General features: G+C 40.8%; 13 protein-coding genes. 3 read left to right on the top strand and 10 right to left on the bottom strand.

Annotated elements, in window-relative coordinates; genetic code table 11:
• Positions 1-143: 143 nt before the first annotated feature.
• The 10 genes from rplI to H4J46_RS14265 all read right to left on the bottom strand — a co-directional run bounded on the left by rplI (position 144) and on the right by H4J46_RS14265 (position 9,594).
• Positions 144-596 (bottom strand): 50S ribosomal protein L9, encoded by a 453-nt coding sequence (gene rplI, locus H4J46_RS14310; RefSeq protein ID WP_146879299.1) that lies wholly within the window; start codon positions 594-596, stop codon positions 144-146.
• Between the two features lie 20 nt (positions 597-616).
• Positions 617-844 (bottom strand): 30S ribosomal protein S18, encoded by a 228-nt coding sequence (gene rpsR, locus H4J46_RS14305; RefSeq protein WP_077283912.1) that lies wholly within the window; start codon positions 842-844, stop codon positions 617-619.
• A gap of 64 nt (positions 845-908) precedes the next feature.
• Positions 909-1,223 carry a primosomal replication protein N gene (gene priB / locus H4J46_RS14300; RefSeq protein ID WP_182234129.1) on the bottom strand — a complete coding sequence of 105 codons (315 nt, stop codon included), beginning with the start codon at positions 1,221-1,223 and terminating at the stop codon, positions 909-911.
• A gap of 23 nt (positions 1,224-1,246) precedes the next feature.
• Positions 1,247-1,705 carry a 30S ribosomal protein S6 gene (rpsF, locus tag H4J46_RS14295; protein WP_182234128.1) on the bottom strand — a complete coding sequence of 153 codons (459 nt, stop codon included), beginning with the start codon at positions 1,703-1,705 and terminating at the stop codon, positions 1,247-1,249.
• A gap of 438 nt (positions 1,706-2,143) precedes the next feature.
• Positions 2,144-2,902 (bottom strand): 23S rRNA (guanosine(2251)-2'-O)-methyltransferase RlmB, encoded by a 759-nt coding sequence (rlmB, locus tag H4J46_RS14290; protein WP_182234127.1) that lies wholly within the window; start codon positions 2,900-2,902, stop codon positions 2,144-2,146.
• 175 nt (positions 2,903-3,077) lie between these two features.
• Positions 3,078-5,525: a ribonuclease R gene (gene rnr, locus H4J46_RS14285; RefSeq protein ID WP_182234126.1), complete on the bottom strand. Its 2,448-nt coding sequence runs from the start codon at positions 5,523-5,525 to the stop codon at positions 3,078-3,080.
• A gap of 157 nt (positions 5,526-5,682) precedes the next feature.
• The gene (locus tag H4J46_RS14280) at positions 5,683-6,300 is read right to left on the bottom strand and encodes a tetratricopeptide repeat protein (RefSeq protein WP_182234125.1); all 618 of its coding nucleotides are present in this window, start codon (positions 6,298-6,300) and stop codon (positions 5,683-5,685) included.
• Positions 6,301-6,750: 450 nt separating this feature from the next.
• Positions 6,751-8,160, bottom strand: a complete 1,410-nt coding sequence (locus H4J46_RS14275) for a M20/M25/M40 family metallo-hydrolase (RefSeq protein ID WP_259365883.1) — start codon at positions 8,158-8,160, stop codon at positions 6,751-6,753.
• Positions 8,161-8,444: 284 nt separating this feature from the next.
• On the bottom strand, positions 8,445-8,786 hold the full coding sequence (gene erpA / locus H4J46_RS14270; RefSeq protein ID WP_182191558.1) for an iron-sulfur cluster insertion protein ErpA: 342 nt from the start codon (positions 8,784-8,786) through the stop codon (positions 8,445-8,447).
• Positions 8,787-8,850: 64 nt separating this feature from the next.
• A complete protein-coding gene (locus tag H4J46_RS14265; RefSeq protein ID WP_182234124.1) occupies positions 8,851-9,594 on the bottom strand; it encodes a DUF6776 family protein in 744 nt (247 codons plus the stop codon).
• Between the two features lie 59 nt (positions 9,595-9,653).
• Between H4J46_RS14265 and H4J46_RS14260 the strand changes: the two genes are divergently transcribed.
• From H4J46_RS14260 to H4J46_RS14250, 3 genes are all read left to right on the top strand, one after another.
• Complete coding sequence (locus tag H4J46_RS14260; protein WP_182234123.1) at positions 9,654-11,342, top strand: chloride channel protein; 1,689 nt, start codon at positions 9,654-9,656, stop codon at positions 11,340-11,342.
• On the top strand, positions 11,342-11,773 hold the full coding sequence (locus H4J46_RS14255; RefSeq protein ID WP_182234122.1) for a CopD family protein: 432 nt from the start codon (positions 11,342-11,344) through the stop codon (positions 11,771-11,773). The genes H4J46_RS14260 and H4J46_RS14255 overlap by 1 nt, the downstream gene beginning before the upstream one ends.
• A gap of 508 nt (positions 11,774-12,281) precedes the next feature.
• On the top strand, positions 12,282-13,292 hold the full coding sequence (locus H4J46_RS14250) for an aspartate carbamoyltransferase (RefSeq protein WP_220463039.1): 1,011 nt from the start codon (positions 12,282-12,284) through the stop codon (positions 13,290-13,292).
• The last annotated feature ends 33 nt before the right edge of the window (positions 13,293-13,325 follow it).

Here is a 13,325-nt window from a genome sequence, read left to right as displayed (position 1 = left end):
TTAATGGCAATAAAACTGCTTGCTAGCATTTTATTGACAACCTATTGCGATAACTGATTGATCAATCGCCTATATTTTACACATAAAAAAACCCTGAATTCATAACAAATTCAGGGTTTTCAATAGATGATTACTTAAGGCAATTAAGCTTGAGCAATAACAACAACTTTAATTGTTGCATCTACATCGTTGTGCACGTGAATTACGATATCGAATTCACCTGTTTCACGGATGCTACCTAATGGTAAACGTACTTCAGCTTTAACAACTTTAACACCAGCTTCAGTGATTGCATCAGCAATATCACGTGTACCAATTGAACCAAATAATTTACCTTCGTCACCGGCTTTAGAAGCGATAGTGATTTCAGCTAATTCAGTTAATTTAGTTGCACGTGCTTGTGCAGCAGTTAGTTGCTCAGCTAGTTTAGTCTCTAAGTCAGCGCGACGAGCTTCAAAGTGCTCAACGTTTGCTTTAGAGGCAAAAACAGCTTTACCTTTAGGTAATAAAAAGTTACGAGCGTAACCAGATTTAACTGTTACCTTGTCACCAAGACCGCCTAATTTGGCGATTTTATCAAGAAGTATTACTTCCATTTTCAAAACCCCTTATTAGGTTACTTATGTAAATCAGTATATGGTAATAACGCTAAGTAACGAGCACGCTTGATCGCACGACCAAGTTGACGTTGATATTTAGCACTTGTACCAGTAATACGGCTAGGAACAATTTTACCACTTTCAGTGATATAGTTTTTTAGTACAGCTGTATCTTTATAATCGATTGCAGCAGCACCTTCCGCTGAAAAGCGGCAGAACTTGCGACGTCTAAAAAAACGAGACATGGATTTCTCCTAATATGGCTTAAGTTATTAAGGTGAAAACACCGTTAAATAAAAATAGCCTAAATTAAATCATTTCAATTTGTTGGGCATGTAATACTAAAAGCGGATTTCCGTTTCTAGATTCATGACGGTTTATAAAACCAGTCACTCTAACATTACAGCCTTCAATTAAATCACGAGTTAAGTGTTGTGACACTTTACCTGTTGCAACAACTTGTATTCGAACAAACGCTTGTCTGTTCATGCCCGCCTCATTTTGCATGGACTTGTGGTCCATTGAAAACTGACAATGTTGAATACCCGCTGGGCTGGTTGACGTTTTAGGTACTTTTAGCACCTGTCCAGTCAACACCAAGCAATTCTCTTGGCTATTATTCATAGGAAGAGATGGTCACAGGTTACTTATTCTTCGCTCGCAGCTTCTTCTGCTGGTGCTTCAGCAACTGGTGCTTCAACATCTGATGCTTCAGTAGCTGATGCTTCAGTAGCTGGTGCTTCAGTAACCTCTTTCTTCACTTCGCGACGCTCATCACGACGGTCTTCTTTAGCAACAGCCATAGCTGAAGCTTCAGTAACCGCGTCTTTAGTGCGCATAATCATGTTACGAATAACTACATCGTTGTAACGGAAAGAAGTTTCTAGTTCATCAATAGCTGCTTGAGGCGCTTCAATGTTAATTAAAACATAGTGTGCTTTGTGCAATTTATTGATTGGGTAAGCTAATTGGCGACGGCCCCAGTCTTCAAGACGGTGGATTTTGCCTTCAGCATTAGTGACGATGTCACTGTAACGCTGAATCATAGCTGGTACTTGTTCACTCTGATCAGGGTGAACCATAAATACGATTTCGTAATGACGCATTACGAGCTCCTTACGGTTGTAGCCTCATTGTCTGGCTCAGCCAACACCAGTTGAGGCAAGGAACAAAAGTTCAGGCTGAATTAAGGAGGCGTATTGTAGGGAAAATGAGCAAAAAAGGCAAGGAGATGCTGTATATAGTTTTTTTATTTAATTTTAAACTTAAAATTCATAAACTTGAATGGTTTTAGGTCCACAAGAAACTAGCCTAATAGAGCTGAAATTGGCCGCTTCAAAGGCTATTTTTACTTATGTTGAGCCAATATTTGAAACGTGTTCATACTTAACGAGACAAGCAGTAATTGCGAGACAAAGACTAGCAAGCATGAACTAACCCGCATAAAAAAGTATTTATGCGGGTTAGTTCATGCTCAAACAAAGGTACTTCAAGCTAAATTCATTGAGACGAAAAAATTCAACTAGAGGTTAATACTCAAGGCGCTAAACTGTTAAACGTTGTCTTACAATTTCAAATAAACAAATACCGGTTGCTACTGAGACGTTTAAGCTAGAGACGCTACCCGCCATAGGTAACTTAACCAATTGATCGCAATTCTCCCGAGTTAAACGGCGCATGCCTTTACCTTCTGCTCCCATCACTAAGGCCATGGGCCCAGCCAGTTTGACATCATAAAGACAAGTCTCGGTCTCACCCGCGGTACCAATAATCCATACACCCGCTTGTTGTAACGCTTTCATGGTTCTTGATAAATTAGTCACTTGTACTAAAGGCACAGCTTCTGCTGCACCAACGGCGACTTTGCGTACGATTGCACTCAAGCGAGCGGCATTGTCTTTGGGCACAATAATCGCTTGCACACCTGCCGCATCAGCATTTCGTAAACACGCGCCTAAGTTATGCGGATCAGTCACGCCATCTAAAATCAATAAAAATGGTGCTTGTTCTTTACCTGCTGCCTCAGCAAGAATGTCATCTAAATCAGCCTCAGTGAAGACTTTTCCTGGTTTAACACGTGCTACAACACCTTGGTGCTGATCACCTTCACTTTTATCATCCAGTACTTTACGGCTCGCCATTTGTGCAGGGATACCATATTGTTGCGCTAAATTAATAATTGGCATTAACCGGTCGTCTTCACGACCTTTAAGTAGCCATAACTCAATAAATCTTTCAGGTGCATTTTCAATCAAGGCTTTGACAGCATGAATGCCAAATACTAATTCTTCTTGCTTTGCCATAAACTTATTTCTTTCTCTATTAATTACTTTAAAAGCTTGTCTGCATTGCGTTTGCTAACACAGCCCAGCGTTGCTGTACTTGATAAGGGATAACCACTATCTTCATACTGCGCCTTGAGCTGACTTCCTAGCTTAACTCTGAAACGGCATCTTTAAGTGGTTTGGGTATATATGACTAATCGGTTGTTTTACGAGCATTTTTACCCGGACGTTTTTTTCTTGCCTTGCGCTTTTTAGCTTTAGTCGTGGTTTTGTCACTCGCTTTATCATCAGGTTTAGCTGACTTTTTATTTGGCTTAGCTTGTTCATCTTCTGCCTTGGGCTTGCCAGCAGTACCTTTGCCACGTTTATGCTTATCGCTGCTTTTACCTTTTGATGCCGGTTTAGCACGTTTAGTGACGGCATTTTCACCCGCTAAGGCTAAATCGATTTTTTTCTCATCAAGATTAACCGCGGCAACTTGTACTTCGACCGTATCGCCGATGTGATATTTAGCGCCGGTATTTTCACCGGTTAAGCACATACGTACATCATCAAAGTGATAATAGTCATGACCTAGCGAGGTAATATGTACTAAGCCTTCGATATGTAGGTCGGCTAAACGCACAAATAAACCAAAGTTAGTTACCGTTGAGATCACACCAGTAAAAGTATCACCGACATGATCTTGCATATATTCACATTTTAGCCAATCAGAAACATCACGCGTGGCGTCATCAGCACGGCGTTCAGTCATCGAGCAATGTTCACCGAGTTCGATGACGGCTTCGGGAGTATAACGATGCGCGCCAACATTGGCTTCATGTTGTGCTTGCTCATCTAAAATGGCTTTAATTACACGATGCACAACTAAATCTGGGTAACGACGTATCGGCGAAGTAAAATGGCTATATGAAGGTAATGCTAAGCCGAAGTGACCTATATTTTCACTTTGATAAACGGCTTGGCGCATTGAACGCAAGAGCATGGTTTGAATAAGCTCTTGATCAGGTCGATTAGCTATTTTCTCTAAAATATGGCAATAATCCATAGGCTCAGGTTGTGCTTTGGTCTCTCCCATCGAAGATAAATCAAGCCCTAGTTCGTTTACGTAACTGATAAAGTTATTATATTTATCTTCACTAGGCTTATCATGAACACGGAATAAACCAGGTTTTTTATGTTTTTCAATAAACTCTGCGGTCGCAACATTGGCTAAAATCATGCACTCTTCAATGATTTTATGTGCGTCATTACGCACCATAGCCACAATAGACTCTATTTTTCTCTCGCTGTTAAAGAGAAACTGTGATTCTGTGGTTTCAAAGGCAATAGCGCCGCGTTTAGTACGAGCGGCCGCTAACACATGATACATGGTATTGAGGTTTTCTAAATCAGGGATCAAGGCGTGGTATTGTGTGCGTAATTCCGCGCGATAGTCATCATCCTTTTGTTCTGGATTCACTCCTAGAATGGTCGCCACTTTGCTATAAGTGAAACGCGCTTTAGAGCGCATCACGGCAGGATAAAACTTAGATCCCGATAGGTCTCCTGTTGCGCTAATGGTCATTTCACAAACCATACAAAGGCGATCAACATCCGGGTTTAGCGAACACAGTCCATTAGAGAGTTTTTCCGGCAACATAGGAATAACTTGGCTAGGGAAATACACCGAATTACCGCGAGCAATGGCTTCTTCATCTAATGCGGTTTTATTACGCACGTAATAGCTAACATCAGCTATAGCCACCCATAAGGTCCAGCCGCCATCAGCATTAGGTTGGCAATAAACCGCGTCGTCAAAATCTCGGGCGTCTTCGCCATCGATGGTCACTAGGGGTAAATCACGGAGGTCAACTCTTGGCGCTTTTGCTGATGCTTCCACTTCATCGGCGATACCGCTAACTTCGGCAATCACTTCGGCAGAAAACTGGTTGGGCAAGTCGTGTGCACGCAAGGCAATTTCAATTTCCATGCCTGGTGCCATATGTTCACCGAGCACTTCAATCACTTCACCAACGGCGTTCGAGCGCTTGGTAGGTCTTTGAATAATGTTAACCACCACGACTTCGCCATGACGAGCGCCTAACTTTTTATCGGGTTGGATCAGAATTTCTTGTGGAATACGCGCATCATCTGGAATCACGCAGGCGATATGATGATCAATAAAGAATCGACCAACAACACCGGCAGTGCGAGGTTTAATAACATCGAGTATTTTGACTTCTTTACGACCTTTACGATCGCTGCGATCAAGTAATATCGCTTCAGCAATATCACCATGGATAACCCGTTTCATTTCATAAGAAGAAATATAAAAATCTTTGTCACCATTATCGGGAGAGAAAAAGCCAAAACCGTCACGATGACCAATAACTTTGCCGGTCAACACATCACTACGCTTTGCTATGGCATATTGCTTAAATTTATTAAACACAATTTGACCACTGTTTTCCATGGCACGTAATCGATGTTTCACGCCCACTAACATGTCGTCATCAGTATATTGCAATTGACTTACAAGGGCTTTAAACGTCGGTGGGATGTTTGATTTTTCGATCAGAGACAATAGCAGCTCACGGCTCGCTACTGGCTTGTCATATTTGTCAGCTTCTCGCTGTTGGTGCGGGTCGTTTTTGGTCACATTTATTCAATAATGGTTTTTTGTTTAGTATATCGTAGATTAACTCTATACCCAAGCCACTTCAATATGCCGGCTTGTGCTGTGTATTGAGGTGTTTAGAACCTAGCGAGATAAAAGTTGCAACATGCAAAAAGGTACACTTTATCGACTTGAGCTTTTAATATTGGCCATTTTTGGCGGCATTGACTACACGTTCAGGCATTTTTTCTGTTAGCCTTGCTAAATGCTGAGCGATAACTTTATGCGTTTTTTTGTTCCCAGTCACTGATTGGTGTAATTGCGTGTATAACTGAGGGAAATCCAACGGGCTGCCATGACCAGCTAAATAAATATTGGCTAATCTAAGCTGTGCTTTTATGTTATTCAATGCTGATGATTCTTTAAGAAAAGTAATAGCTTGATTAATATCTATTTGTACAAATTTACCCACATGATAATACCGACCCATTTGCTCTAACGCTTCAGGTAAGCCCTGATCGGCTGCCGCTTGCATATAATGTAAGCCCAAAGGCACATCTTTTTTTATGCAAACACCGTAGGCAAGCATATCACCCCAAAGGAACTGATAGCCTGGCATTTTCGCCTTTACCGCTCGCGCTTCAATATCTTGCACCAATTGACAATCATCTATAACTACTTGGCTTAAATGCTTGTTTTCTTTTATTAAATCAAGCAAGACGTTATCACTATAAATTTGCACAGCCCTCAATTCAGCAGCAGAGGCGCTAATAACATGAGTTATTGTCAATAAGATCGCGATAAGTAGTTTTTGCATAATGCCTCTTTGCACAATTTGTAATCCAAGGTCTAATTCAGGGTGTGATTCAGGGTGTAACTCAACTTAGGTCATACTTTATATCGGCCGTTGGCATAAATAACTTAGTAAACAGCTCATAGTATTTTTTGACGCTGAGGTAAGTTACTTTTAAGCAGGTCTAACAGCTTTAACTTCAAGTAAATAACATATCAATGAATATGAACATAAATAAATATCTTTTACCTGCTAATGGCTGAAGCGATTAGCAGACAAAAGCTTTGCTCTACATCGCAATCAAATAAGCGAATTTTATCACTGGAAGACTGATAAAGTTTAACAAAAAGCAAACCGCAGGTATGTTCAATTGAAGCTCGCATTCAATTGAACATACCAAAGTGTAATTTACCTGTGTTATCACCAAAGCTGCATTCATTTACCCAAGGGCTAACTTATCCCAATGAAAATGCTTTACTTTCTAAAGTCCACCATAGCTTGTGCGGCAAAGTAGGCATACATAGTATAAATAGCGGTATTGACCTTGAGTGCTTCAGGTTCAACTTTGTCTAAAGTATCATTTTCAGTATGGTGATAATCAAAGTAATTTGAGCCGTCTGGTGCAAAGTCTATGCTTGGCATACCTTCGTCACTTAACGCGCTCATATCAGACTGACCTTGCGCGTTATTCTCTGGTGCAAGCGCTACGCCCATGGGAGCCAAATATTGCGCTAATTCACGTATTGCATTGAGCGATTGTGCGCCAACACCTGGGGTCATTTTATATATACGCCCTATACCAAAATCCCACTCAGCACCAATAACATGCGCCGCCATATCATCTTTATGATCTTTGACATATTGCTTCGCGCCTAATAAGCCCACTTCTTCAGCAGCGAATAAAATAACCCGAATGCTGCGTTTTGGACGTTCAGGCAATTGCCCAATGTGATGCGCTGCCGCCATTACCATACCGATACCTAAACCATCGTCTAATGCGCCGGTTCCTACATCCCAACTGTCTAGATGAGCACCTAAGGCGACAATTTCTTCTGGAAACTCACTACCGGTAAACTCGCCAATAACATTGGCTGACGTTGCAACAACTTCAGCTTTAGTTCTAGCCGTCATGTTCAAATACAGACTAACGGCTTCGCCACGCTTAAGTTGATTAACCAATAAATCAGCATCAGGGTTTGATAAGGCGGCCGCAGGAATTTGTTTAACTTTATCTTTATAACGCATTACCCCAGTATGAGCGGTACGGTTATTATCTGTTCCTACTGAACGCATTACCAGAGCAGAAGCGCCTTTTTGTGCAGCGACAACAGCGCCACTAACGCGCGTAGCTACAGCAGGGCCATAGCCGTTACCGTCGATATGACGCTCCATTTGATAGGAAACAAAGGCTATTTTGCCATTTAGGCTATTGTCTGGTGCCGCTTTTAAATCAGCGAAAGTTTCAAAGTGAGCTATCTCAGCTGTCAAACCTGCTTTAGCTGTACCTATGCTACCACCAAGCGCTAAAACGACTACATCATGGGGATACGGTGCAACAATGCGTGCTTTTGCCTCACCACGTAACCAGTAGCTGCCGGTGACTTCTTCGGTCCATACCTTATCAAAGCCTAAGGCTTTCATTTTATTAACCGCCCATATTATCGATTTTTTATCCCCTGTTGAGCCCATCATGCGATGACCTACTTCGGTAGTTAATGACTCGATTAATTGGTAGGATAAATCTGATTGCAATGCCGTTGTTTTTAAGTGCTTTAGTTGCGCTTGCTGCTCAGTATTTAGTTGTTGTGCACTAGTAGCAAAACTACCCACACTCATTACAACGGCGAGACAAGTGCCGGCAATCAATTTTATTTTTGGGATCATATGTTTCCTTAACTGAATTATTTTTTATTGATGATATCGTTAAACAACCTAGTATAAGTATCTATAAAAGGTAATTAACTTGCAATCACTTAGCCTGATTTTGGTCATATCACCAATAACAGCCCCTAGGTCACTGTAAAGATAAACTGCCCTTTAAATCGCAAAACAAAGAGCCAGTTGTTTTATAACGACCAGTTAACGAGGCTGCCTTAGGTTTTTAATCCTCGCCAAGCCAAGATCAAAAAAGCCGACAGTCGTCGGCTTTTATTTACAATCGATGGTGATTAAATCGAGAAAGAAGAACCACAACCACAAGTTGTACTCGCATTTGGGTTGCTTACCAAGAAACGACTGCCTTCCAAGCCTTCAGTATAATCAACTTCGCCGTCAACTAAATACTGTAAACTCATGGGGTCAATCACCATGGTAACGCCTTTTTTTACTATGGTCATATCGCCGTCATTGACTTTTTCGTCAAAGGTAAAACCATACTGAAATCCTGAGCAGCCGCCGCCTGTAACGTAGACACGCAATTTCAAGTCTGGGTTTTCTTCTTCCGTGATCAACGATAATACTTTGGTCGCTGCAGCATCGGAAAATTTAATAGGTAATTCAGTATTTGACATATAACTCAACTTAAAACGGATGAACTAGAGTAATTATCTTAAACTTGACTGTTTTAGTCAAGTATTATGGTGAACTCTGCGTAATATTATCAATACTTTTCAGCCATGGATAACTATGATCGATACGATTATATTTTTGCCATCTGCTTTTTGGCAATATTGCTGCCACATTGATGGTTTCAGGGACAAAGTTTTCCGGTAAAGTTAACTCGCCACTTATAATTTGAAAGTATTGAAAACTAAAGGCTAGGTCTTCCTCATTTAGTGTCGTCAACTCAGACAAGGCAATGCTAGTCGGCTTATTATTTAAACTCCCTGTAATAGTTAACTCAATAAAACCTTTCGCATAACGCTTACGTAATACTTGTTGTACTAACACCACTTGAAAATGGTAATGAGCAGGACTTTGGCTTTTTGTTAAGGTCACGTCGTCAATGATTAAGCCATTTGCTTGTTTCTCAGGTGCCATGACTTTTTCATAAAAAGCGAGTTCTTTTTTAACTTGAAAGTGCGCTTGTTCAATCCGTTTTAAGGTTTGTTGGCTGCGTGCGTTAGCCATACGTTCAACTTCAAGTTCCACTTCTAACGTGTTGATGTGTTGAGTTTTCTCAGCTAATTGTTGATAGATAAAATCTAAGCGAGCTTTCTGCTGTGCTAAGGTCTGAGTCTGATAGCCATGATAAAAATTACCTAGCCGATAGCCGCAGAAGAATACAATGGCCACTATGACCAGCAGTAAAATTGCTGAACTAAAGCTTCCTAGGCGCATCACCACAGTGCGGAAATTTATTTTTGCTAACCAATTCATTTGAAAAGTATTATGATATCCAGAGTGTCTGTAAATATGCCCAATAAAAATAACTCAATATGAAGACAATAACTCAACTAAAAAAACGTCTCGCCGTGCCACAAACATCATGGCAACTCTGTTTATTAGCCGCTATAGGGGGCTTTGCATCAGCGTTAATAGTTGTGCTATTTATTTTTACCATTGAAGGCATTCAGTTATTTTTTCTGCCCGAAAAAGACGACTATAGCAGCATAAGCGCTTTAAGTCGTTTTCAATTACCTCTTATTGGTGCCGTCGTTATTCTCTTATTTGCCTGGCTAACCGGTTACAAGTATATCCGCAGTGGCATTCCCTTTGTCTTACATCGCTTAAAGGTTGCCAATGGTGTCATGCCTTTTCGTAACACGGTTAATCAATTTTTCGGTAGTGCCGCGGCACTTGCTGCTGGTTTTTCAGTGGGCAGAGAAGGTCCGGCTGTACATTTAGGCGCCGCCTGTAGCAGCTATATTGCCAACAAATTAAATTTACCTTATAACGCCATTCGCAGCTTGAGTGCTTGCGGCATTGCTGCTGGTATTGCCGCTTGTTTTAATACCCCAATAGCCGCGGTTTTATTCGTTATGGAAGTTATCTTACGAGAGTATAAAGTTCATATTTTTATACCGGTAATGATTGCGGCTCTGGTTGGGTCGATGACCACCAGTAGTATTTTTGGTCTCAGTCACGAATTTGGCCATTTTACCGCCATTACTTTAAACATCGACCATTATATTGTTTTGGCTATACTCGGCATGGTGCTAGGTGTTTTCGCCTTTATTTTTAATCGCAACCTGATATTAGTCATCAAACACAGTGCTCGTTTTCATCTTGTACCAAGAATACTGACTGCGGCATTAATCACTGGCAGCTTAGGTTATGCAATGCCTTATGCGATGGGAACCGATTTAAGTGCGATTAATTTTTCTTTGCAAAATAGTCTTGAATTGCAACTATTACTGGGTTTATTAGTCGCAAAAGTACTGATGACAATTTTTGCGCTTGGCTTGGGCATACCTGGCGGTATTATTGGCCCTATTCTTGGTATCGGCGCTATCGCAGGTACCTGTGGCTCTGTGGTTGCAAGCTACTTTATCGACGGTAACATTTCTGCCAGTGACTTTGCGTTAATGGGCATGGCCGGTTTTATGGCTGCCACACTTAATGCCCCGTTAGCTGCATTGCTCTGTGTGGTGGAGATGTCTAATCAAATAGAGATTATTGTACCCGCCATGATTGTTATCACTAGTGCTTGTGTTTTTTCTGGACAATTTTTTGGTAATCGTTCAATTTTCATTCTCCAGTTGGAAGTTCAGGGCTTACCCTACCGCCAACCCCCTATTGAGAAGTTCTTACAGCGCATTGGGGTCATTGGGGTGATGGATGAGCACATCACGCTGTTGCGACAAGTCGATGATAAGACTATTGCCACTGCATTATTAAAGCAAAAACCACAGGATAATGTTATCCACCAGATAAAACGGCCTGATGAAAAAACACAATTTATTTTTTATCAGCAAAGTATGACGGACATAGACGCTAAGCCAACGCTAAATAAACACATGCTGATCCCGCTTTGTAGCCAATCGACTCTGACTGAAGCCTATTTACTGCTCATGAAAGAAAGGACGGGTGGTGTTTATATATATCAAGATAATCCAGATGAAATTATGGGTATAATAACCTTTGATTATATTAGCGCTTATTTATTAAAAGGAAAAACCGACTGATGGTTACTATTCTCTGGCTTAAAGCATTCCATGTTTTTTTTATGGTCGCGTGGTTTGCCGGTATCTTTTATTTACCGCGCATTTTTGTTAATCATGCCGAATCAGCTGAACCTCTTGTACATCAGCACCTCAAAGGCATGGAGCGACGATTACTTTATTTTGTTACCCCCTTTGCCCTATTGACGGTTTTATTAGGTATTGCCATTATCTATCAATATGGTTATCCCTGGTTTATTGCGGCAAAATGGTTACATGTAAAAATATCCTTGGTGCTGCTATTACTCATTTATCATGGTTACTGCTTTAAATTAGTCAAAATATTTGCCGCTGATAAAAATACTCGTTCTGGTAAGTTTTATCGTTTTTTCAACGAAGTGCCTGTAATTATCTTACTGATTGTCATACTGCTAGTTTACATAAAACCTTTTTAAGCTTGGCCTATTAAGCTGTTGATTATAAACTGGTATATGCAACACTAATTAAAGCTCAAAGGCTATAATTATCAGTGCTGACAGCTTTAATTATACTGACCTGCACAACGCGCATAGGGTGTTAAGTCAGTCTTACTTTAGCCTATAAATTGATGGTGAAAGTAAAACTGACCCGCTATAACAAGTTGTAATATCAAGCCGTAAAACTTAAATACTGAACAAACACACAGACATTTTATTCTGTCTATTAATAGCGCTTAGTCACCTTACTACAGCCCTTCAATTGCCAAGGCTGTAATCTTTTTTAACCCTCTCAACCTTTTAGTCAAACTCCAGACATTTTCTTAATTCAAATCTTGATAATACATTCTCAGCATTCAACTTTTATGCTATATTTCGCAACAATTTTTCGTTGTTGGCTCAACAGCAACGGTCCACTATATAATGAGATTATCAAATCCGCTGGCACAGTGCCTTGCTAACGACTTCGATAATGTAGGTATTATCTATGATGAAATTTGAAGGAAACCATATCCTCTCTGTATCGCAGTTCGATAGAGAGAGTATTTCCCGTATTTTAGAGATTTCAACCTTAATGGCGCCCTACGCTATGCGAAAAAAGCGCTGCCATGTACTGGAAGGGGCAATATTAAGTAATTTATTTTTTGAACCCAGTACTCGCACTCGTGTTAGCTTTGGTACCGCCTTTAATTTACTGGGTGGTTTTGTCAGAGAAACGGTTGGACAAGAGAACTCTTCGCTTTCAAAAGGCGAGTCATTATTTGACACTGCACGTGTTATTAGTGGTTATTCAGACGTGATTGCCATGCGTCACCCCACCATGCACTCGGTTGCTGACTTTGCAAAAGGCAGCAGTGTGCCGGTGATTAATGGTGGCGATGGCGCTAACGAACACCCGACACAGGCACTACTAGATTTATTTACTATACAGTCAGAAATGGCGCGTTACGACATGGGTTTAGATGGCTTAAATATTGTCTTAATGGGCGACCTTAAACATGGTAGAACCGTGCATTCTCTGTCTAAATTAATTAGCTTATATAACAATATCAAAATCACTATGATTGCCCCTAAAGCCCTGCAAATGCCAGATAGCATAGTGGCTACCTTAACTGACGCCGGACACCAAGTGGTTATTACTGACAAAATTGAAGGCAACTTGGCCTGCGATGTTATTTACCAGACCCGTATTCAACAAGAGCGTTTTGCCAGTAAAGATGAAGCTGACTTATACCGTGGCCACTTTAGTTTGAATCGAAAGATTTATCAGCAATATTGCCACGAACATACGGTAATCATGCACCCCTTACCGCGCGATTCTCGCGCTGAAGCGAATGAACTCGATATCGATTTAAATGACCTCGATAATTTAGCCATATTTCGCCAAGCGCAAAACGGTGTACTGGTACGTATGGCATTATTTGCCTTAAGTTTAGGGGTTGAAAACCAATTAAGCCATTATGAGAAGCCGGTAATTTGGCACACCAATAAATACTAATTTTAACCTCAATAGTTAGGTTACCTTAACAGC

This window comes from Colwellia sp. MB02u-6, from assembly GCF_014077095.1.
GTDB lineage: Bacteria > Pseudomonadota > Gammaproteobacteria > Enterobacterales > Alteromonadaceae > Cognaticolwellia.
This window is presented reverse-complemented; position numbering and strand designations above follow the sequence as displayed.

Bases quoted from the DNA above. Each gene is read 5' to 3' on its own strand.
- rplI (WP_146879299.1), bottom strand. From the start codon at position 596: ATGGAAGTAATACTTCTTGATAAAATCGCCAAATTAGGCGGTCTTGGT.
- rpsR (WP_077283912.1), bottom strand. From the start codon at position 844: ATGTCTCGTTTTTTTAGACGTCGCAAGTTCTGCCGCTTTTCAGCGGAA.
- priB (WP_182234129.1), bottom strand. From the start codon at position 1,223: ATGAATAATAGCCAAGAGAATTGCTTGGTGTTGACTGGACAGGTGCTA.
- rpsF (WP_182234128.1), bottom strand. From the start codon at position 1,705: ATGCGTCATTACGAAATCGTATTTATGGTTCACCCTGATCAGAGTGAA.
- rlmB (WP_182234127.1), bottom strand. From the start codon at position 2,902: ATGGCAAAGCAAGAAGAATTAGTATTTGGCATTCATGCTGTCAAAGCC.
- H4J46_RS14280 (WP_182234125.1), bottom strand. From the start codon at position 6,300: ATGCAAAAACTACTTATCGCGATCTTATTGACAATAACTCATGTTATT.
- H4J46_RS14275 (WP_259365883.1), bottom strand. From the start codon at position 8,160: ATGATCCCAAAAATAAAATTGATTGCCGGCACTTGTCTCGCCGTTGTA.
- erpA (WP_182191558.1), bottom strand. From the start codon at position 8,786: ATGTCAAATACTGAATTACCTATTAAATTTTCCGATGCTGCAGCGACC.
- H4J46_RS14265 (WP_182234124.1), bottom strand. From the start codon at position 9,594: ATGAATTGGTTAGCAAAAATAAATTTCCGCACTGTGGTGATGCGCCTA.
- H4J46_RS14260 (WP_182234123.1), top strand. From the start codon at position 9,654: ATGAAGACAATAACTCAACTAAAAAAACGTCTCGCCGTGCCACAAACA.
- H4J46_RS14255 (WP_182234122.1), top strand. From the start codon at position 11,342: ATGGTTACTATTCTCTGGCTTAAAGCATTCCATGTTTTTTTTATGGTC.
- H4J46_RS14250 (WP_220463039.1), top strand. From the start codon at position 12,282: ATGATGAAATTTGAAGGAAACCATATCCTCTCTGTATCGCAGTTCGAT.